Raw genomic sequence first — 20,954 nt, 5'->3', positions numbered from 1 at the left:
TTTTAAGTGGGGATACCGGGGAATCCCGAGGGGAATTACGGTTTGTGTAAGGTTTTCACATGGTCGATATGCATGAACACCGACGCGCCGCCCGAGGTAATCAGTTCGACAATAGGAGGTTCCACCGATTTCAGCAGACCGATATGGTTCGGCTTCTCGCCAAGATTCAGTACAACGAATTCGCCTTCGAGTTTTTTGAGCTGCTGGTCCATCGTCCTCGATAGGGGCATGGTGCTCGGAGAGACGGGGAACGCAGCCGGGTTCATCGAATAAGGCGTGATGTTCGGTCCGTACGGAATCAGCGTCTTGAGGTGGCGCATGGCTACCAGCACCGTATGGTAGACGGGAGACTGAAAAGCGAAAAAGTCGGTCATGAGCGAGGTGACATATCCATGAATCGACTGTTGACCGGTAATGTACATCTCACTGAAGATCCCTTTGGAATGCATCAGGACCTTGCGGTAAGAAAGATCGGGCGAGGATTCCCAGACAAAGGCGGCTGGGGACAGATCCGATCCGGGGATGGCCGTGGAAAGTGAAAATTCCTGCAGGTGAAGGGCGGGGACATAGAGGAAGCGGCTGCCGTCGTGAACGACAAGGATGTCGGCGCCGGTATCGACAAGAATTCCGCGGACGGGTTCTTTTTTGCCGGATACGAGCAGTTCGACGGGCCGGTTCAGATAGGAGCGCATCGTTAACATGGTAACACCTCCTTCCGGTTGCCGGAGTCAAGTAAAAAAAAGCCCCATGGATGGAAGTAGTTCCTGTGCTTCTCCATGGGGGTGTATGAATTACGAAAGATAACAATATTCGAGAATCGGCCCCTGAGAAGAAGGGTTAGCGGCGTGAAGTGCGTTTGAGGCTGTAGACCGGGGTTTTAACGGACTTGCTGTTTTGTTTGCTGCGGGTGTTGGCACCCGCATTTTGCTGTCCGCTGCGGTTGCGGCGGCCTGCATTTTGCTGCCCGCTGCGGTTCGCATTCCGCTGTCCGCCGGAGCTGTTGTTGCGTTGTCCGCTGCGGTTCGCATTCTGCTGTCCGCCGGAGCTGTTGTTACGCTGCCCGCTGCGGTTCGCGTTCTGTTGCCCGCTGCGATTGCCGCCTTGACCTTGATTTTGGTTTTGGTTTTGGTTTTGGTTCTGGTTTTGCCCGCTGCGATTGCCGCTGCGGTTGGCGTTCTTGTAGCCGACCGATACGCTTTTAATATGAAAGATAGGAATCCGGACGAGTTCTCTGTTCACAATCAGCAGCACATACTCCCCCGTTACTTCCGAAATGACGCCTTCGACTTTTTCGGGACCGCCGCGGTTGATCTGTACGAATTGATGACGGAGCTGCTGCAGGACACCGGTGAAGGAACCGGCCATAATATAAGTCGGCGTCGTTCCGCTCAGGTTGGTGCTCTTGTTGCCAAGGGCATCGGTGATGCTCTTGATGTGGGCTGCATTGACATACACAAGGCTGTCCTTTGTCTGGAGGACGAGATATCCATGTTGGATGGCAATGAGCTTGCCGGCGATGGCATCGGGGCCGCCGCGGTTGATTCTGATCTCCGATCCGATCAGTGCGCCTAACGGGCTGTTCTGAGACATGGTGCATTCCCCTCTCACAAAATAGATTCGCTGCGAACCTCCTATCGAACAAGCTTCGGAAGCAAAGAGCTGGCTTTTACCGGTTACCCTGCCGCAGGGGCGCCGACCGGCTTCCGTGCATTTGTCGATGGGGTCGATTCGTAATATATGTATATGTATAACGCTGGAACCGGTATAGTCTGGAATCTAGTTTTCTTCCAAATTCCACTCCTATCTTGTCTGGGGGACAATCGTTTAGTTGATAGGACGTCAGGGCATACGCGGAATTTGAGCCGAGGGTTGACGGTTGTCCCTCACGGAGCGGGAGCATTCTACATATCTTGAATTAGCTCTATTAAAAGGAGGTAGTTTGAGAGATGCCGAAACAGGAACAGGGATTGAACGCGGACGTACAAGGAGATTGCTATCCTTGCGGTGGAGGCAGCAATGAAAGCGGCCAAGGCAACCGCACGCAGGGGAACCGGACGGGCGGCAACCGTACACAGGGGAACCGGACGGACGGCAACCGTACGAAAGGGAACCGGACGGGCGGCAACCGTACGCAGGGGAACCGGACGGGCGGCAACTGTACGAAAGGGAACCGGACGGGCGGCAACTGTACGAAAGGGAACCGGACGGACGGCAACCGTACGAAAGGGAACCGGACGGGCGGCAACCGTACGCAGGGGAACCGGACGGGCGGCAACCGTACGCAGGGGAACCGGACGGGCGGCAACCGTACGCAGGGGAACCGGACGGGCGGCAACTGTACGAAGGGGAACCGGACGGGCGGCAACCGTACGCAGGGGAACCGGACGGGCGGCAACTGTACGCAGGGGAACCGGACGGGCGGCAACCGTACGCAGGGGAACCGCAGCGGCCGTCGTTAAAATGTATGCCGGAGGGCGAAACGACCTGCAGGACAGCTGCCGTTGCCTCCGGCGTCTTCCCGGCATAACGTAAAGTAACAAAAAGCCTATCCTTAGGGATAGGCTTTTTGCTTGTATCGGTCGCCGCAGGCGGGACGTATGCGCTTCGCGGAATCGGACGGGAAAGGCGGAAGAGGGATGGCTGCGGAACTGCCGGTCAGGCACCTGATGGTGGGAGAGGAACAGATGAAGCGGCTGGAGAAGGATGTATGGAGCGACAAATTCGTCAGCTGCCAGCTGGCGGGGAGTCGGGGGCGCGCGAATGCTAAGGTACGTTACCGCGGAGGACACACGAGGAGCTATTCCAAACGATCATATGAAGTGGTGTGCGGAGGGAAGACTTACCATTATAATGCCGAATTCGACGATCCTTCGCTGATCCGCAACGCGTTGTCGTTTCAGTTTTTTGAATGGATCGGGGTCCCGAGTCCGAAGACCAGGCATGTGCAGCTCCTGCTTAATGGCCGAAGCCTGGGGGTGTATCTCGAGCTCGAGGGGGTGGAGAAGCCCTTCTTCCGTAAACGGGGAATCGCAGTGGAATCGCTGTTCTACGCGGTGAACGATCATGCGAATTTCGGCCTTACGGCTGCGGGTTCTTCCCGGCGCAAGACTTCCCTGTTCGATGGGTACCAGCAGATGATAGGCACCGGGGCCGACCGTCGGAGACTGGTGCTGTTCGTCCGCAGGCTGAACGGCAAGGGGGCGTCCGCTTCCAAGGAGCTGCACGGCTATTTGACCCGGAGACTCGATATCGACAATTACCTGAGATGGCTGGCGGGAGCGGTCCTTACGGGGAATTACGACGGCTTCGACCAGAATTACGCCGTCTACCGGCATAAGCCGACCGGCAAGTACCGGATTATCCCTTGGGATTACGAAGGAACATGGGGGCGCAACTGCTACGGCAAAGCCTGCGGCAGCGACCTTGTGAGAATAAAGGGATACAACCGGCTGACCGGGCGGCTTATGCAATATGGAAGCGTGCGGAGGCAGTACAAGGCGCTGCTTCAGCGGCTGCTTCGCACCTCTTTTACGGAGCAGCGGATTCTCCCTGTGGTGAAAAGCATGCATGAATCGATTCGTCCTTACGTATACCGCGACACGGAACGCAAGTGGACCTTCTCGACGTTCGAAGGAGAGCCTGAATTTATCCGCCACTATATTGAAGAGCGGCGCAGGCTCATTGCCGAGGGGCTCCGGGAGCTGTAGGGGGCAGCGCAGCAGCGCACGGACCCTCGTGGGCTGCTCTCTCCGGGCAGGAAAGACCAAGGTTCGGGACCTCCGCACCGGCCGCGCAAAATGTCGGTTCTTCCCGCATATTCTTGACGCAGAGCCCCCATCGGGGGCATAATGGATTAAAATCGATTTAAGGGAATGGATGAACGGATGGGGATAGAGCAGCTTCTTGAGAAGGCATCCAGTTATGTGAAGGAACAAGATCTCAAACGAATCCGGGAAGCTTACGAATTTGCCGATCAAGCCCACTTCGGGCAGGTCCGCAAGTCCGGGGAGCCTTACATATTGCATCCGCTGGCGGTAGCGGAGATTCTCGTGAACATGCAGATGGATACCATCTCGATTATTGCTGCGCTGCTCCATGATGTGGTGGAGGATACGACCGTATCCCTGGAGACCGTGCATGAGAAATTCGGTGCGACTTGTGCGATGATCGTGGACGGACTGACGAAGCTCGAGAAGATCAAGTTCAAGAGCAAGGAAGAACACCAGAACGAGAACTACCGCAAAATGTTCGTGGCCATGGCCCAGGACATCCGCGTCATCCTCATCAAGCTCGCGGACCGGCTGCACAACATGCGCACCCTCAAGCACCAGTCGGAAGAAGCGCAGCGACGGATTGCCGACGAGACGCTGGAAATTTTCTGCCCGATTGCTCACCGGCTTGGTATCTCGGCCATCAAGTGGGAGATGGAAGATATTGCGCTGCGTTATCTGAACCCGCAGCAGTATTACCGGATCGTGAATCTCATGCAGAAGAAACGGACGGAGCGGGAGCAGTATATCAACGATGTGATCCTCGGCGTGAAGGAAAAGCTGCACGAGATGGGCATCGAAGGCGACATCTCCGGCCGGCCGAAGCATATTTACAGCATCTATAAGAAGATGACCGTACGCAGCAAGCAGTTCAACGAAATCTACGACCTGCTTGCGCTGCGGATTATCGTGGACAATATCAAGGACTGCTACGCTACATTGGGCATCATTCACACGTTGTGGAAGCCGATGCCGGGGCGCTTCAAGGACTATATCGCGATGCCGAAGCCGAACATGTACCAGTCGCTTCATACGACGGTGATCGGCCCGAAGGGCGAGCCGCTCGAAGTGCAGATCCGCACCTTCGAAATGCACCGGACAAGCGAGTACGGGGTGGCGGCACACTGGGCTTATAAGGATGGCACGAATGTGCCGGCGGGCAGCTACGAGGACAAGATGCATTTTATCCGCGAGATCATCGAGCTGCAGAACGAGGCGGAGGATGCGCAGGAGTTCGTGGAATCGCTCAAGATGGACTTTTTCTCCGATCTCGTGTTCGTCTTTACGCCCAAGGGGGAAGTCATTGAGCTTCCGGTCGGTTCCGTGCCGCTGGACTTTGCCTACCGCATCCATACCGAGGTCGGCAACCGCACGATCGGAGCCAAGGTGAATGGACGCATCGTACCGCTGGACCACCGGCTGAAGACGGGCGATATCGTCGAGATCCTGACGTCGAAGCATTCGTACGGTCCGAGTCAGGACTGGGTGAAGATTGCGCAATCGTCCCACGCCCGCACGAAGATCCGCCAGTGGTTCAAGAAGGAACGCCGCGAGGAGAATGTCCTCAAGGGCAAGGAGCTCATCGAGCGCGAACTGAAGCGTCTCGGCTACGAAGTGTCTCCGCTCATGAAGGAAGACGAACTGATGGAGGTTGCGCGCAAGTTCAACTTCCAAGAGGTGGAAGATATGCTGTCGGCGGTCGGGTTCGGCGGCATTACCGCGGCCCAGATCGTCACGCGCCTGACGGAGAAGCTCCGCAGGGAAGCGGAGGAAGCCCAGGCCCAGGCCATGCAGCTGACCTCTGAAGTCAAGGAGATGAAGTCGCCGGACAAAGAGCGCCGGGGCCGTCCTACCGGGGGCGTCCGGGTCAAGGGAGTGGACAATCTGCTCATCCGGTTCGCCCGCTGCTGCAATCCGGTCCCAGGCGATACGATTATCGGCTACATTACCCGGGGACGCGGCGTGTCGGTGCACCGGCTGGACTGTACGAACATCCCGTCGCCCGAATGCAGCGATGAAGGCAACCGCGTCATCGAAGTGGAGTGGGTCGATGATGTGGAGGCGAACTATAACGTCGAGATCGAGATTACGGGCCACGACCGGCGCGGCCTTCTGAATGAAGTGCTGCAGGTGGTCTCGGAATGCAAGACGATCATCTCGGCGGTCTCGGGACGGTCGGACAAGAACAAGATGGTCACCATCCATATGACAATTCTCATCCGCAACATCGATCATCTGCACTCCGTGGTGGAGAAGATCAAGCGGGTGAAGGATGTGTATTCGGTGCAGCGCATCATGCAGGCGTAAGGTCTGCTTGAACGAGGCTCCGAACGGAGGAAGAAGACCAGACTTGAATCAGAAGCGGGGCAGAATGCGATGAAAGTGGTACTCCAGCGCAGCAAAGCGGCGCAAGTGACCGTAGAGGGCGAAACGGTAGGCAGGATCGCACAAGGACTGGTGCTGCTGGTCGGTATAGCCCCTGAGGATACCGAAGCGGATGCGAAGTACTTGGCGGATAAGATTGCGGGCCTGCGCATCTTCGAAGACGGGGACGGCAAAATGAACCATTCGGTGCTCGAAACCGGAGGGCAGATTCTCTCGGTTTCCCAGTTCACGCTGTATGGCGACTGCCGCAAAGGCAGACGTCCGAACTTTATGGGCGCGGCCAAGCCCGAGCTGGCGGAGCCACTGTACGAGCGCTTCAATGCGCTGCTCCGGGAGCTTGGGCTTACGGTAGAGACGGGCAAGTTCGGGGCGATGATGGACGTGTCGCTGGTCAACGACGGACCGGTCACACTGATACTGGAGAGCCCCCCGGCTTGACCGCAGGATTGGATGGACGGATTCTGGGGAACAATGGGAGAGAGCATGATCATCTCTCAGTCTAACTCCCAAAGGAGCCGTCACGCCATGTACCGTTCCACGAAGGAAGTCCTCGCCGCCCAGCCGGATCAGCTGCTGGGACACGGCAGCCCGGCCGAAGCGATGGCCCTGCTGTCGGCGGAGGGGGCGGACAGCACACTGCTTAGCGTCTATACTTCAGGCAGCGAGCAGCTCAAGCGGACCCCCCGCAAACCATACCGGTAAGCTGCGGCAGACCGTTCCCGGCACGAGGCCCGGGAAGCGGTCTGTTTGTTTTACCTGCGATATGGAAATATGCTACACTGGTTGACGGTGCCGTGGAACAGAAGGGGGGCTCAGGGAGAAGGGACCGGCTAGGAGAACGCTCGGGATCCGGTTAACTAACGGGAGAGCGCATATAGACAATCAGGTTGGCGGAAGAACCAAGCGGTGAACGAGCCCGGGAAGCAGGCGGGATGATCATAATTCACTCCGGCGCAAGGCAGCCGTACTCCGGCGAATCCGGGGAATGTACTTTATCATTTATACTTATTGAAGCAGAGGTGTGTTATGGCGTCGAACAAGAAAGGGGCCGGGGGCGGAAGCTCCAAAGGCTATATGCTGCTGGCTATTGTGCTGCTCCTGATTGCAGCAGGGGCTTACGGACTGCACAGCTATGCCAAGAGTGCGAAGCGCAGCCTTGGTGTCAAGCCGGGAGCGGCACAGAAGCTCGAGAAGGTGAAGACGGTACAGAAGCCGCAGGAAAGCTATGATGTCATCGTGGCGGGAACCGATCCCGAAGGCGTAGCGGCGGCGGTATCGGCGGCGAAGAACGGGCAGCGTACACTGCTCGTGGACGGGCATAACCGGGAGATTCTCGGCGGCCTGATGACGCTCGGATGGTTGAACTCGCTCGATATGAACTACGGGCCGGGAGAAGGCGTGCTGCACCAGAAGGTGCTCCTGAACAAAGGGCTCTTCTCCGCCTGGTACAGCCAGATCGAAGGGGATTCCTTCGATGTCGTGACGGCGGCCAATGCCTTCAACCGGATGGTCGCGGCAGAGAAGAATATCGATGTGCTGCTTCAGGTGAAGTCGATGGAACCGGTCACGGAGAAGCGGGATACCGCGTCCGTGGTCAAAGGGATGAAGCTGACGCTGGCGGACGGCAGCGAGATGACGGTGGCAGCGAAATCGGTGATCGATGCGACGCAGGATGCGGATATCGCGGCGGCCGCGGGCGTACCTTACACGACAGGGCGCGAGGACCTCGGGGACAAAAAGTCGCGGATGGCCGTCACCCTCGTCTTCCGGCTGAAGAACGTCACGCCGGACGTATGGGCGAAGATGCGCCAGCGGGCGGAGGACGATAACGACGCCGGTACGGGTTCCAACGAGATGAGCATCTGGGGATATAAAGATATGAAGGATTACCCGGCCGTGAACAAAGAACGCATCCGCATGCGCGGGCTCAACATCGGCCGCCAGAACGACAATACGATCCTAATCAATGCGCTGCAGATCTTCGACGTGGACGGGACGGATCCGAAGTCGAAGGCAGAGGCGTTCGAGCTGGCCAAGGCGGAGCTGCCGCACGTGGTCGAGCATATGAGAAAGACGTACCCGGAGCTATCCGGCATTGAACTGGATGCCACGGCGCCGGAGCTGTATGTGCGCGAGACGCGGCATATCCAGGGCGAGTACCGCCTGAGCATCGTAGATGTACTGGAGAACCGTGACCAGTGGGACCGCGTCGGATTCGGTTCCTACCCGGTAGACATCCAGCGGATGTCGCCGGCGGACACGGGGGCGGTCGTTACCGGACCGAAGCAGTACGCGGTTCCGTTCCGCAGCCTCGTGCCGCTGAAGGTGGACGGGCTGCTGGTCGTCGGGCGCGCAGCCTCGTATGACTCGCTGCCGCACGGGACGGCCCGCGTGATTCCGGTCGGCATGGCGGCGGCGGAAGCGGCCGGCGCAGCCGCCAAGATCGCAGCGGAGAACGGGATGACGTTCCGCCAGATGGCGGCATCCAAGGAAAGCATCGCCGCGCTTCATGATACGCTGAAGAAGCAGGGGATGGTCCTGGAGTCGTATACGCTGAAGCCGGAGCCGTTCATGGAGCACAAGGCCTACGAGGGCTTGAAGGTGGCGGTTACGCTCGGTCTGGCTACCGGAGGCTACAACAATGACTTCGGGCTGGATGCGAAGAGCAACCAGCAGCGGTTCGTGAACCAGCTCGAAGGGATGCGCAAGTTCAAACCGGCTGTTCTGGCCGGCAGTCCTGCCGGAGCTCTTGCGAAGGGCTCCGATCCAAAGTCGCTTCCGCTGACGCTGGATACCGCCGCCCACATGATCGCGCTGCTTGTGAAAGCGGAAGCCGGGCCGGAGAACGCGGTATCGGTGCTGACCGGCAAGGGGCTGCTTCAGCCGAAGACGATCGAGGCGATCGGCAATAAGGCGGAGCTGACCAACGGAGACACATTCCTCCTGATCCGGGACGTATATAACGCGGTCAAAGCGGAATCCTAAGCCGTATTCCTGGTTGGGAGCCCAAGTTCCCGATTTCGGTGTTCGGGACGCTTGACTTCCGGCAGAGAGATCATTACAATGAGTGTTAACCATTGCCAAAACATGTCGATCCATCGATGGGAAAGAGTAGTACGAATCTTGCGTATACCAGAGAGGGAAGCCGAGGCTGTAAGCTTCCTTGCGCGAATCGCACGAAAGACCTCCCGGAGGACGGTCGGGGAACTCCGCCGTATCCGTATGGCCCAAGGCCATTTACCGGTACCGGACAGTAGCCGCACGCGCAGGCGGGCGTTATCCGCATGAAGTGTGAAAGAGAAGCAGGCGTGCCGCGAAGGCGGTGTCCGGGCTCTTTCGAATCGTGGGTGGTACCGCGGGAGACTAGCTGCAAGCTCAATCTCTCGTCCCTGAACAAGTTCAGGGGCGGGAGTTTTTTGTTTTTTAGAAGCAGAAACAGGTGAGCAGAAGGAAAGGAGTCAGAGCTTACGATGAGCATTCAGAAACCAAAGGGCACGCAGGACCTGCTGCCCGGTGAAATCGAGAAGTGGCAGTATATTGAGAACAAGGCGCGCGAGCTGTGCCTGAGATTCAATTACAAGGAGATCCGCACGCCGGTCTTCGAGAGCACAGAGCTGTTCCAACGCGGCGTCGGCGAGACGACGGATATTGTCGAGAAGGAAATGTATACCTTCATCGATAAGGGCGACCGGAGCATGTCGCTCCGTCCCGAAGGCACGGCGGGCGTCGTGCGCTCCTATGTGGAGAATAAGCTGTACGGCGAACCGGATGTCACGAAGCTGTATTACATCGGGCCGATGTTCCGGTACGAACAGCCCCAAGCGGGCCGATACCGCCAGTTCCACCAGTTCGGCATCGAGGCGTTCGGCGCCGTCGACCCGGGGATCGATGCGGAAGTGATCGCGCTCGGCTACACCTTCTACAAGGAGCTGGGTCTGAAGGATGTTGTGGTGGAGGTCAACTCGGTCGGCACGCCGTCCGTGCGCGCCTCTTACCGCGAGCACATCCAGCAGTTCTTCGCCCCCGTGAAGGACCAGCTCTGCAAGGACTGCCAGTCCCGTTACGACCGTAATCCGATGCGGATTCTCGATTGCAAGATCGACCAGAAATTCTGCGAAGGCGCACCGACGATCACCGAGCACCTCGACGAGGAATGCCGGTCGCACTTCCAGGCGGTGCAGGACTACCTGACGGCGATGGACATTCCGTTCCGCCTCAACCCAAGACTCGTCCGCGGCCTGGATTACTACACGCACACCGCATTCGAGTACAAAGCGGGCGGGATCGGCGCTATCGACACGATCGGCGGCGGCGGACGCTACAACGGACTCGTCGGCCAGATCGCCGGCGGGAACAACGACAAGCCGGGCGTGGGCCTGGGCCTCGGGATGGAGCGCATCCTGCTTGTGCTGGCCGCACAGGGTGTTGAGATCCCGGCGGCGAAGCCGCTGGACGTCTATCTGATCGGCCTCGGCGAAGCCGCCGACAAGGAATGCGTACGGCTCCTGCAGCAGGTTCGGGCCGCCGGCCTCAGCGGCGAGAAGGACTACCTAAGCCGTAAGATGAAGGCTCAGATGAAATCGGCGGACCGTCAGCAGGCCGCCTATGTCGCTATCCTTGGCGACGACGAACTGGCCAAAGGCGAGATCAGCGTGAAGAGCATGCTGACCGGCGAGCAAGAGACGTTACCGCTATCCGGCTTCGTGCAGACCTTGGCGGACCGGATCCGGAATGTATAGATTTCCCCATACCGAATAACACTTGGAGGTAGAACAAGCCATGACTACTATGCTCAAAACGCATCATTGCGGCTCCCTGACGAAAGCGAACGTCGGAGAGACCGTAACCCTGAACGGATGGGTGCAGCGCCGGCGCGACCTTGGCGGCGTCCTCTTCATCGACCTGCGTGACCGCAGCGGCCTGGTCCAGATCGTCTTCAATCCGGCATTCTCGGGCGAAGCGCTGGCGACAGCAGACCGTGCCCGCAACGAGTTCGTTCTTGCCGTACGCGGTAAAGTCGTCGAGCGCGACGCGGAGACGGTGAACGCGAACCTGCCGACCGGCGAGATCGAAGTGCAGATCACTGAGATCGAGATCCTGAACCAGGCGAAGAACCCGCCGTTCTTCATCGAAGACGGTATCGAGATTGACGAGTCGCTCCGCCTGAAGTACCGCTACCTCGACCTGCGCCGTCCGGAGATGCAGCGCACGCTGGTGCTCCGTTCGAAGGCAGCGAAGGTGTTCCGCGACTACCTCGACGAGAACGGCTTCATCGACGTCGAGACGCCGATCCTGACGAAGAGCTCGCCGGAAGGCGCGCGCGACTACCTCGTGCCAAGCCGCGTGCATCCGGGCGAATTCTTCGCGCTGCCGCAGTCGCCGCAGATCTATAAGCAGCTGCTGATGGTGGCCGGCCTCGAGCGTTACTACCAGATCGCCCGCTGCTTCCGCGACGAGGACCTTCGCGCCGACCGTCAGCCGGAGTTCACGCAGGTGGACATCGAGACGTCGTTCCTGTCCCAGGACCAGCTCCTCGACTTGATGGAGAAGCTCGTGGTCCGCTTGTTCCGCGAGACGGCGAACGTCGAGATCCCTACTCCGTTCCAGCGTATCTCCTACGCCGACGCCATGGGCAAGTACGGCTCCGACAAGCCGGACCTGCGCTTCGGCCTCGAGCTGAAGGATGTATCGGACATTGTGAAGAGCTCTGGCGTGCAGGTGTTCGCCAGCGTCGTATCGAAGGGCGGCCAAGTCAAGGCGCTCAACGCCAAGGGCTGCGGCACGTGGAGCCGCAAGGAGATTGACGACCTCGGCGTCTATGCGGCCCGCTACGGGGCCAAAGGCCTGGCGTGGATGACCTACAAGGAAGGCGAGCTGAAAGGCCCGATCGTGAAGTTCTTCACGCCGGAAGAGCTCGAAGCCCTGAAGTCGCACCTCGAAGCTGAAGAAGGCGACCTGCTCCTCTTCTCCGCGGACACGAAGAAGGTCGTTGCCGATGTGCTGGGCAACCTGCGTCTGAAGATCGGCCGCCAGCTGGGCCTTATCGACGACAGTGTGTTCAAGTTCGCATGGGTCGTCGACTTCCCGCTCCTCGGCTACGACGAAGAAGCGAAGCGCTATGTGGCGGAGCACCATCCGTTCACGCGTCCGAAGGATGAAGACCTGCACTTCTTCGACACAGACCCGGGCCAAATCCGGGCGCAGGCGTACGACCTCGTGCTCAACGGCTACGAAGTCGGCGGCGGCTCCATGCGGATCTACCAGCGCGACGTGCAGGAGAAGATGTTCAGCGCTCTGGGCTTCTCGCCTGAAGAAGCGAAGGAGCAGTTCGGCTACCTCCTCGATGCCTTCGAATACGGCACGCCGCCGCACGGCGGGATGGCCTACGGCTTCGACCGTCTGGTGATGCTGATCTCCGGCCGCACCAACCTGCGTGAGACGATCGCCTTCCCTAAGACGGCGAGTGCGACGGACCTTCTCATGGATGCGCCAAGCACGGTAGACGACAAGCAGCTCGAGCAGCTGTCGATCCGTACGGCCGTGAAGCAGCCTTCGCCGAAATAACCGATACGACAAGGAGTGTGTTCCGCCATGCTGAACCAGTTCTCCCGCACGGAACTCGCCATCGGGCCGGAAGGGCTTCAAGTCATGAAGAACAGCACGGTCGCGGTGCTCGGGATCGGCGGCGTCGGTTCGATCGCCGCCGAGGCGCTGGCCCGTACCGGTGTGGGTCGCCTGATCCTGATCGATAAGGACGTCGTCGACATCACGAACGTCAACCGCCAGATCCATGCGCTGACAACCACCGTCGGCCAGCCGAAGGTCGATCTGATGAGAGAGCGCATCCTGCAGATCAATCCGGAGTGTGAGGTCATCGCCCTCCGGATGTTCTACACGGAGGAGACGTACGAGGAACTGTTCAAGTATCCGCTCGATTATGTGCTGGACGCTTCCGATACGATTTCGTACAAGATCCACCTCATCAAGCAGTGCCTGCGCCGGAAGATCAAGTTGATCTCGAGCATGGGGGCCGCCAACAAGATGGACCCGACGAAGTTCCAGGTCGCCGACATCTCCAAGACGTCGGTAGATCCGCTGGCCCGGGTGATCCGTCTGAAGCTGCGCAAGGAAGGCATCAAGAAGGGCGTCAAGGTCGTCTTCTCCACGGAAGTGCCTATGAAGCCCCGCGAGGATGTCACGCAGAAGATCGTACCGGAGAACGCGCCGGAGATCCGCAAGGCCCAGCAGCCTCCGGCAAGCAATGCTTTCGTGCCGCCGGTGGCCGGCCTCATCATGGTCAGTGTCGCGGTCCGCGACCTGCTCGCGAAGGCGGGCATCAAGTCATAGTGCGTACGCGGGGACCCGGCCGGTTGAGGCCGGCCCGGTCCGCGGAATCAGTCATAACACCCTGCCGTCCTCTGGACGGCGGGGTGTTTGACGTAGGCTCGCGGGGCGCCGGAGGGAATGCGGCGATGATTCATCGTAGGAGAGAGTGCGATGCGCGGTCCAGCCGCTGCAGGCAAGATGCTCTGATGCCCCCCCGCAGAGGCGCTCCTGGGGCTGCACGTTGTAATCTGCAGGCGGGGGCTTATAATGGAGGAAGGGGTGGAAGATACACACGGCTGCACACACCCGTTGCTGCGGCGGCGCCCCGAATATTCCATGAAGCATCTCATGAATCCCAAGCGGATAAGGTTGTGAATAACGATGGACTTATTTACCATGGCGGCGGAACAGAGCCCGGAAGGCCGGCTGCTGGCCGACCGGATGCGTCCCCGCACACTGGAAGAATATATCGGGCAAGAGCAGATCGTCGGTCCCGGCAAGCTGCTGCGACGGGCGATCGAAGCGGATCAGGTGACCTCGATTCTCCTCTACGGCCCGCCGGGAACGGGGAAGACGACCTTGGCCGGCATTATCTCTAACCGTACCTCGGGCATCTTCGTGAAGTTGAATGCGGTGGATGCCGGGGTGAAGGACGTGCGGGAGGTCATCGACCAGGCGAAGCAGAACCGTTCGCTCTACGGCAAGAAGACCATTCTGTTCCTGGACGAGGTGCACCGCTTCAACACGTCCAGGCAGGACGCCCTGCTGCCGGCGGTCGAGCAGGGTATCATTATCTTCATCGGCGCGACGACGGAGAACCCGTTCCACCATGTGAACGGGGCGCTTCTATCGCGTTCGACGCTGTTCCAGCTCCAGTCGCTTACGCATGAGCACTCGCTGCTGGCGATGCGGCGGGCCCTCGCCGACTCGGAGCGTGGGCTCGGGTTCCTGCCCATCCAGGCGGAAGAAGAGGCGCTGGATCACTTGTCCAAGATGGCCGGCGGGGATATCCGGCGGGCGCTCAATGCACTGGAACTGGCGGCCTTAACGACGCCTCCCGAGCAGGACGGCACGATCCGCATCACGCTCGAGGTGGCGGAGGAGTCGATCCGCAGGCCGACCCTGAAGGCGGACGAGTCCACGCAGTACGACGTTCTCTCAGCCTTCCACAAGAGCCTGCGGGGCTCGAGCGACGCGGCGCTGTTCTGGTTCGTCTACGCCGTGGAGCAGCTCGGCATGGACCCCATGACGTTCTTGCGCCGGCTGATCGTCATGTGCAGCGAGGACATTGGGCTCGCGAACCCGCAGGCGATGGTGCAGGCGGTCACGGCCATGGACGCCTACCATAAGATCGGCTGGCCCGAATCAAAATATGTGGTAGCCCAGGCCATTCTGTTCGCGGTGGAGAGCCCGAAGTCCGATGCGATCCCCCAGGCGCTCGGCCGGGTGGGCCAGGCCATCGAGCGGCTGCGCAGCGCCGAGGTGCCCCTGCATCTGCGTGACGGTCATTACGCGGGGGCAGAGAAGCTCGGACACAAGGGGTACCAGTATCCCCATAACTTCCCGAATCACTATGTCGAGCAGCAGTATCTTCCCGATGCGATCCGCACCGCCCGGTTCTACGAGGCGACGAACCAGGGCATGGAGGACAAGATCCGGCAGAACCAGGAGAAGCGCCATGGGGGCCCGCGCAAGTAGAAGGCCGCGGGAGGTTCCCTCCGTCACCGTCACTCTCAGGAACAACCCCGACGTCTCTGTAGGCGGTGGGTGAACACGCCGCGGACAGCGAGGGTGCGGGCACGATGGACTGAATAGACGTCCGTGATTCTTCGCGGACCTTACGGGCGGAATGAGCTTCGCTGTTCACGAGAAAAAGCTGAGCATAATGCAATAAGGATACCTAGACCGTCCGGACAACCGGACGGTTTTTTAGTTATTATAGAATACCGTTCGGGCTTCCGGACGCTTATTTGCTTTTTGGGCTGGAGAAGCAGGGAAGGGGCTTCACTCTATAGAAATTTAAAGAAGTTTATATTTATATGAAATTTAGGTTGACAGTCCCTAGGTGTAAATAATAATATTAAGTTATTAATACATATATTAATAACTTTCCTTGGGAGGGACACAACCCATCATGGCCGATCCTAAAAAAGCGACAATGGTAGTGGATAAAGAGTTCGTCATCAGCGAGATCGACAAGCGGATCTACGGATCCTTCATAGAACATCTGGGACGCGCCGTCTACGGCGGGATCTATGAGAAGGAGCATGCGACGGCTGACGAGCAGGGCTTCCGCCAAGACGTACTGGATCTTGTAAGAGAGCTCCAGGTGCCGATCGTTCGCTACCCGGGCGGTAACTTTGTATCCGGATACAATTGGGAAGACGGTGTAGGTCCGGTGGACCAGCGCCCGCGCCGCCTGGATCTCGCATGGAAGACCGTCGAGCCGAACTGGATCGGTACGAACGAGTTCGCGGACTGGTGCCGCAAGGCCGGTACCGAGATCAACATGGCGGTCAACCTAGGCACCCGGGGTCCGGAAGAAGCGCGCCAACTGCTCGAATACTGCAACCATCCGGGCGGCTCTTACTTCAGTGACCTGCGGATCTCGCACGGCTATAAGGACCCGCATAACATCAAGACCTGGTGCCTCGGCAACGAGATGGACGGTCCTTGGCAGATGGGCAGCAAGACGGCGGCGGAATACGGCCGCATCGCTGCAGAGACCGGGCGCATGATGAAGATGTACGATTCCTCGCTGGAGCTCGTGGCCTGCGGCAGCTCGAACCGCGGTATGCCGACCTTCGCGGAATGGGAAGCTACAGTGCTGGATCTTTCCTATGAGCACGTGGACTTTATCTCACTTCACACGTATTACGGCAACAAGGAGAATGACCCGGGGAACTACCTGGCCCGCTCGCTCGACATGGATGCCTTCATCGAATCCGTGGTGGCCATCGCCGACTATATCAAGGCGAAGCACCGCAGCAAGAAGACGATCAACCTGTCGTTCGACGAGTGGAACGTATGGTACCACTCCCACGAGTCCGACAAGAAGCTCGAGCCATGGACCATCGCCCCTCCGCAGCTCGAGGACCACTACAACTTCGAGGATGCGCTGCTCGTCGGCTGCATGCTGATCTCCATGCTGAAGCATGCGGACCGTGTCAAGATCGCATGCTTGGCGCAGCTGGTTAATGTCATCGCTCCGATCATGACCGAGACAGGCGGCGGCAGCTGGAAGCAGACCATCTTCTATCCGTACATGCACGCTTCCGTCTACGGCCGCGGCGTCTCGCTGAAGCCCGTCATTCGCTCGTCGAAGTACGACAGCAAGGACTTCACGGATGTGCCTCACCTGGAATCGGCTGTGACCTACAACGAGGAAGAAGAGACGCTGACGGTCTTCGCCGTCAACCGCGATCTGTCCGACGCGCTGGAGCTCGAATGCGATCTGCGTCAATTCGAGGGCTACCATGTGGTAGAGCATCTGGTGCTCGAGCATGAGGATCTCAAAGCCGCCAATACGCTGCAGGAAGAGAAAGTGAAGCCGCACAGCGGCGGTTCCGCGAAGCTCGACGGAGGCCGGCTGTTCGCAAGACTCGGCAAGGCGTCTTGGAACGTCATCCGGCTTGCGAAGAGGGCGTAAGCCAAGCTCAGCTCACTTGATGAACGCATAAGCAGGGAACGCAAGAACACCCCAAAGCCGCCATTGCGGTTTTGGGGTGTTTCAATTGGTGGGATACAAGCCGGACTTTGTCCTAATTGTGCGAAAACAGGCATATTGGAACAAGGTTCGCGCTTATATTGTATTAATACTGCTGCGGGAATAGTCCTTGGCATCGCCGCCGAAGCGTTAAAATCTGGTAAAGCCGGGGGGAGGTGTGCCTGTCCGCCCGCTCCCGGCGGATGGGTGGTAATGGGTGAGTAGCGATCCTCTGATGCTCGTGACCGACATGAGTTTGGTGCTTCTTCTGGTGTTGTTGAACGGTTTCTTCGTTGCTGCCGAGTTTGCCATGGTGAAAGTATCATCCTCGCGGCTCGAGATTCTGGCTGGAACCGGCTCTCGCAGGGCCCGGTTCGCGCAGGGGGTGGTCGGCAATCTGGATGCCTATCTGTCCGCCTGCCAGCTTGGCATTACGCTGACGTCGCTCGGTCTCGGGTGGCTCGGCGAGCCTGTTGTGGCTTCTGTGCTAGAGCCCTTATTTGCGCCGCTTGGCCTGCCGCAGCCGGTGATGCAGACCGTCTCGTTTGTGATCGCTTTCACACTGATTACGGTATTCCACATTACGCTGGGCGAGCAGTTCCCCAAAACCTATGCGATCCGCAAACCGGAGCAGGTTACGCTGCTCTCGGCGGTCCCGCTGGCCGGCTTCTACAAGCTCATGTACCCTTTTATCTGGTTCCTGAACGGGGCTTCCGGCGCGATGCTCCGCCTCGCGGGCATTCGGTCCTCGGACCGGCATTCCTCCGCCCATACGGAAGACGAGATTCGTGTGCTGATGAAGGAGAGCTCCCGGAGCGGCCATATCGATGCGGCGGAGATGACGCTGATGGACAATATATTCGATTTTGCGGATACGCATGCCCGGGAGATTATGATCCCCCGCACGGAGATGGTCTGCCTGTATGCCTTCCGCTCGTATGAGGAGAACAAGCGGATCGCGGTCAGCGAGATGCATACCCGCTACCCGGTCTGCGACCCCGACAAAGACAGCGTGATCGGGTTCGTGCATATCAAAGACCTGCTGAAGGCGGACGGGGAGGCGCCGGACCTGCAGCGTGTCATGCGTCCGATCCTGAAGGTGCCCGAGTCGATGCAGATCAGCGCGCTGCTGAAGCTCATGCAGAAGATGAAGTCCCAGATGGCGCTGCTCATCGACGAATACGGGGGCACCTCGGGGCTTGTGACCTTCGAGGACATTATCGAAGAGATTGTCGGAGAGATCCAGGACGAATTCGACGAGGAGCAGCCGCAGATCGAGCGGAGGGACGAGGAGACGTATTCGATCGACGGCCGGCTGCTGATCGAAGAGGTGAATTCTTATTTCGGGCTGAACATCGAGTCCGACAACTTCGATACGATCGGCGGGTGGATCTACTCCCAGGTGGAGATGCCGCCGAAGAAGCACCAGAGCATCAATTGGAACGAGAAGGCCGAGTTCCTGATTGAGGAGATGGACCACCTGCGCATCACCCGCATCCTGGTGAAGCGGCGCGCGAGGGACAACCGGGAGCCGCCGCTGTCAGGCCGGGGATGAGGAGGGAGCTTGCGCACGAGAGGCATGACCCGGCGGATCGGTCACGAGCGGGGCTGAGGGCTGGCAAAAAGGAGCTGCGCAGGACGGCATTCGCTGGCCGTCTGCTCCAGAGAAAGCGTGGATCGGCGTCGCTTGCCCCCGCCGTACCACCCCCGCCGTACCGCCGCCGCCGGGCGCGGGCCTCCCCGAATCCAAAAAGGACAAAGCCGGCAGCGCGTAGCTGCTTGCTTTGTCCTTTTGGGTTGCCCTTTGCAGAACCATGAACTCGCAGAGCTCGTTCATGGTGTCCTATACGCAGCCGGCCATCTGCCGGGAAGCATAATCTATGCCTCAACCAGCCTGCACATTGGCTTGGGCGCTCCTCGCGCTTAGCGTCTTGCCGGGGCCTTCGGCGTCGCAGCCGCTTCGTCGAGCATGATCAGCTTGTCGATCGTTGCGCCGCCAAGGCACTCCTCGCCGTCGTAGAACACGACCGACTGGCCTGGCGTCACGGCCTTCTGCGGCTGGTCGAAGGCGATCTCGCACGTACCGCCCTCGCCGAAGGTTACCGTCACGCCCTGGTCGGGCTGGCGGTAGCGGAACTTCGCCGTGCAGCGCAGAGGAGCTGCCGGCACCCCGCCGCCGATCCAGTTGAGGTCGGTCGCGAGCAGCCCCTTCGTGTACAGGGCCGGATGCTTCTCGCCCTGCACCACATAGAGGATATTGCGCTCCAGGTCCTTGCCGGCGACGAACCACGGCTCGCCGCTGCCGGAGCCGCCGCCGATGCCGAGGCCCGAACGCTGCCCGAGCGTGTAGTACATGAGTCCGTCGTGGCGGCCCTTCAGCTCGCCATCAAGCGTACGCATCTCGCCGGACTTCGCGGGCAGATAGCCGCTCAGGAATTCCTTGAAGTTGCGCTCGCCGATGAAGCAGACGCCGGTACTGTCTTTTTTCTTCGCGGTCGCAAGGCCGGCTTTCTCTGCTATCGCGCGGACTTCCGGCTTCGGCAGGTGGCCGATCGGGAACATGGCCTTCGAGAGCTGATACTGGTTCAGCGCGTTCAGGAAGTAGGTTTGATCCTTATTCCCGTCGACGCCCCGCAGGAGACGGTGCATGCCGTCCGTATGCTCGACGCGGGCATAGTGGCCTGTAGCGATATAGTCGGCGCCGAGCTCGAGTGCCTTGTTCAGGAACTCGCCGAACTTGATCTCGCGGTTGCACATCACATCCGGATTCGGCGTGCGGCCCTTGCGGTATTCGTCGAGGAAGTAAGCGAATACCTTGTCCATGTATGGTTTTTCAAAATTTACCGTATAATAGGGGATGCCGATCTGGTCGCAGACGCGGCGCACATCCTCCGCATCTTCTTCGGCGGTGCAGTGGCCGAACTCATCGGTGTCGTCCCAGTTTTTCATGAACACGCCGATGACGTCATAGCCCTGCTCCTTCAGCAGGAGAGCCGAGACCGAAGAATCGACGCCGCCGGACATGCCCAATACGACGCGTGTCTTGTGTGTCATCATCATTACCTCGCTTTGTGGCTGTACATCCGTACATCTGTTTCCCATTATACACGGGATAGGGCCAAGCTCCAAAGCGGAAAAAATTTTCAACAATATGTCACGGAATTTCTCCCATAATAGAAGGTTTTATGTTACCATAGAAACGATACACTAATGTATGGATTGTTGGGAAAGTTCCGGCACAGCCGGTCGTTCTCCGATGAATCCGTTCGAGGCGGGTTTTTGTCCGGCGCCACCTGGCGGCTGGTAAAGAACCTGCACTTTTTGAATCCAAAACGAGGTGCTTTGAATTGAAGATTTCCACCAAAGGCCGCTACGGGCTAACCATCATGATGGAGCTGGCGACGAAGTTCGGAGAAGGCCCTACCTCACTCAAAAGCATCGCGGAAAAGCATCAGCTCTCGGAGCACTACCTGGAGCAATTGGTCGCCCCTCTGCGCAACGCAGGACTGGTGAAAAGCATCCGCGGCGCATATGGCGGCTATATTCTGTCAAAAGCCCCGGAAGAAATCTCCGCAGGGGATGTGATCCGGGTGCTCGAAGGTCCGATCTCTCCGGTAGACTTCACCGAAGAGGACGATCCGGCGAAGAGACACCTCTGGATGCGGATCCGCGACGGCATCGCCGAAGTGCTGGATTCGACGACTTTGGGCGATCTCATTAACTTCAAGGATGAGGGCAGCGGCGACAACTATATGTTCTATATCTGA

General features: G+C 59.1%; 16 protein-coding genes. 13 read left to right on the top strand and 3 right to left on the bottom strand.

Translation table 11 applies throughout. The annotated features are described in order from the left end of the window. Positions 1–35: 35 nt before the first annotated feature. Both O9H32_RS06115 and O9H32_RS06110 read right to left on the bottom strand, forming a co-directional pair. On the bottom strand, positions 36–701 hold the full coding sequence (locus O9H32_RS06115; protein WP_269865000.1) for a DUF2642 domain-containing protein: 666 nt from the start codon (positions 699–701) through the stop codon (positions 36–38). 136 nt (positions 702–837) lie between these two features. Further along, entirely contained in the window at positions 838–1,590 is a 753-nt protein-coding gene (locus O9H32_RS06110) for a hypothetical protein (RefSeq protein ID WP_269864999.1), read from the bottom strand. 356 nt (positions 1,591–1,946) lie between these two features. Between O9H32_RS06110 and O9H32_RS06105 the strand changes: the two genes are divergently transcribed. From O9H32_RS06105 to O9H32_RS06050, 12 genes are all read left to right on the top strand, one after another. Beyond that, the gene (locus tag O9H32_RS06105; RefSeq protein ID WP_269864998.1) at positions 1,947–2,459 is read left to right on the top strand and encodes a c2 calcium-dependent domain-containing protein 4C-like protein; all 513 of its coding nucleotides are present in this window, start codon (positions 1,947–1,949) and stop codon (positions 2,457–2,459) included. 177 nt (positions 2,460–2,636) lie between these two features. Continuing rightward, the gene (locus O9H32_RS06100) at positions 2,637–3,707 is read left to right on the top strand and encodes a CotH kinase family protein (RefSeq protein ID WP_269864997.1); all 1,071 of its coding nucleotides are present in this window, start codon (positions 2,637–2,639) and stop codon (positions 3,705–3,707) included. A gap of 177 nt (positions 3,708–3,884) precedes the next feature. Then, positions 3,885–6,077 carry a RelA/SpoT family protein gene (locus tag O9H32_RS06095; protein ID WP_269865390.1) on the top strand — a complete coding sequence of 731 codons (2,193 nt, stop codon included), beginning with the start codon at positions 3,885–3,887 and terminating at the stop codon, positions 6,075–6,077. 69 nt (positions 6,078–6,146) lie between these two features. Further along, positions 6,147–6,593 (top strand): D-aminoacyl-tRNA deacylase, encoded by a 447-nt coding sequence (dtd, locus tag O9H32_RS06090; RefSeq protein ID WP_269864996.1) that lies wholly within the window; start codon positions 6,147–6,149, stop codon positions 6,591–6,593. 87 nt (positions 6,594–6,680) lie between these two features. Continuing rightward, positions 6,681–6,857 carry a hypothetical protein gene (locus tag O9H32_RS06085; protein ID WP_269864995.1) on the top strand — a complete coding sequence of 59 codons (177 nt, stop codon included), beginning with the start codon at positions 6,681–6,683 and terminating at the stop codon, positions 6,855–6,857. 324 nt (positions 6,858–7,181) lie between these two features. Beyond that, complete coding sequence (locus O9H32_RS06080; RefSeq protein WP_269864994.1) at positions 7,182–9,140, top strand: FAD-dependent oxidoreductase; 1,959 nt, start codon at positions 7,182–7,184, stop codon at positions 9,138–9,140. Positions 9,141–9,625: 485 nt separating this feature from the next. Next, on the top strand, positions 9,626–10,894 hold the full coding sequence (gene hisS, locus O9H32_RS06075; RefSeq protein ID WP_269864993.1) for a histidine--tRNA ligase: 1,269 nt from the start codon (positions 9,626–9,628) through the stop codon (positions 10,892–10,894). Between the two features lie 40 nt (positions 10,895–10,934). Next, entirely contained in the window at positions 10,935–12,719 is a 1,785-nt protein-coding gene (aspS, locus tag O9H32_RS06070) for an aspartate--tRNA ligase (RefSeq protein ID WP_269864992.1), read from the top strand. A gap of 27 nt (positions 12,720–12,746) precedes the next feature. Next, entirely contained in the window at positions 12,747–13,502 is a 756-nt protein-coding gene (locus O9H32_RS06065) for a tRNA threonylcarbamoyladenosine dehydratase (protein WP_269864991.1), read from the top strand. 360 nt (positions 13,503–13,862) lie between these two features. Continuing rightward, positions 13,863–15,179, top strand: a complete 1,317-nt coding sequence (locus O9H32_RS06060) for a replication-associated recombination protein A (protein ID WP_269864990.1) — start codon at positions 13,863–13,865, stop codon at positions 15,177–15,179. A 436-nt stretch (positions 15,180–15,615) separates the two neighbouring features. Further along, a complete protein-coding gene (arfA, locus tag O9H32_RS06055) occupies positions 15,616–17,130 on the top strand; it encodes an arabinosylfuranosidase ArfA (protein ID WP_269864989.1) in 1,515 nt (504 codons plus the stop codon). A gap of 274 nt (positions 17,131–17,404) precedes the next feature. Further along, entirely contained in the window at positions 17,405–18,742 is a 1,338-nt protein-coding gene (locus tag O9H32_RS06050) for a hemolysin family protein (protein ID WP_269864988.1), read from the top strand. Between the two features lie 368 nt (positions 18,743–19,110). Here the strand turns inward: O9H32_RS06050 and mnmA are convergent, their stop codons facing one another. After that, positions 19,111–20,247 carry a tRNA 2-thiouridine(34) synthase MnmA gene (gene mnmA / locus O9H32_RS06045; protein WP_269864987.1) on the bottom strand — a complete coding sequence of 379 codons (1,137 nt, stop codon included), beginning with the start codon at positions 20,245–20,247 and terminating at the stop codon, positions 19,111–19,113. Between the two features lie 287 nt (positions 20,248–20,534). On the opposite strand from mnmA, the gene cymR reads away from it, so the two are divergent. After that, complete coding sequence (cymR, locus tag O9H32_RS06040) at positions 20,535–20,954, top strand: cysteine metabolism transcriptional regulator CymR (protein WP_269864986.1); 420 nt, start codon at positions 20,535–20,537, stop codon at positions 20,952–20,954.

Origin of the sequence: Paenibacillus caseinilyticus (genome assembly GCF_027533645.1) — a bacterium.
GTDB classification, from domain to species: Bacteria; Bacillota; Bacilli; order Paenibacillales; family NBRC-103111; genus Paenibacillus_G; species Paenibacillus_G caseinilyticus.
Note: the sequence above shows the minus strand (reverse complement) of the source record. Positions and strands in the feature narration are given on the sequence as shown.

Bases quoted from the DNA above. Each gene is read 5' to 3' on its own strand.
- O9H32_RS06115 (WP_269865000.1), bottom strand. From the start codon at position 701: ATGTTAACGATGCGCTCCTATCTGAACCGGCCCGTCGAACTGCTCGTA.
- dtd (WP_269864996.1), top strand. From the start codon at position 6,147: ATGAAAGTGGTACTCCAGCGCAGCAAAGCGGCGCAAGTGACCGTAGAG.
- aspS (WP_269864992.1), top strand. From the start codon at position 10,935: ATGACTACTATGCTCAAAACGCATCATTGCGGCTCCCTGACGAAAGCG.
- O9H32_RS06100 (WP_269864997.1), top strand. From the start codon at position 2,637: ATGGCTGCGGAACTGCCGGTCAGGCACCTGATGGTGGGAGAGGAACAG.
- O9H32_RS06065 (WP_269864991.1), top strand. From the start codon at position 12,747: ATGCTGAACCAGTTCTCCCGCACGGAACTCGCCATCGGGCCGGAAGGG.
- O9H32_RS06105 (WP_269864998.1), top strand. From the start codon at position 1,947: ATGCCGAAACAGGAACAGGGATTGAACGCGGACGTACAAGGAGATTGC.
- mnmA (WP_269864987.1), bottom strand. From the start codon at position 20,247: ATGATGATGACACACAAGACACGCGTCGTATTGGGCATGTCCGGCGGC.
- arfA (WP_269864989.1), top strand. From the start codon at position 15,616: ATGGCCGATCCTAAAAAAGCGACAATGGTAGTGGATAAAGAGTTCGTC.
- O9H32_RS06060 (WP_269864990.1), top strand. From the start codon at position 13,863: ATGGACTTATTTACCATGGCGGCGGAACAGAGCCCGGAAGGCCGGCTG.
- O9H32_RS06085 (WP_269864995.1), top strand. From the start codon at position 6,681: ATGTACCGTTCCACGAAGGAAGTCCTCGCCGCCCAGCCGGATCAGCTG.
- O9H32_RS06110 (WP_269864999.1), bottom strand. From the start codon at position 1,590: ATGTCTCAGAACAGCCCGTTAGGCGCACTGATCGGATCGGAGATCAGA.
- O9H32_RS06080 (WP_269864994.1), top strand. From the start codon at position 7,182: ATGGCGTCGAACAAGAAAGGGGCCGGGGGCGGAAGCTCCAAAGGCTAT.
- hisS (WP_269864993.1), top strand. From the start codon at position 9,626: ATGAGCATTCAGAAACCAAAGGGCACGCAGGACCTGCTGCCCGGTGAA.
- O9H32_RS06095 (WP_269865390.1), top strand. From the start codon at position 3,885: ATGGGGATAGAGCAGCTTCTTGAGAAGGCATCCAGTTATGTGAAGGAA.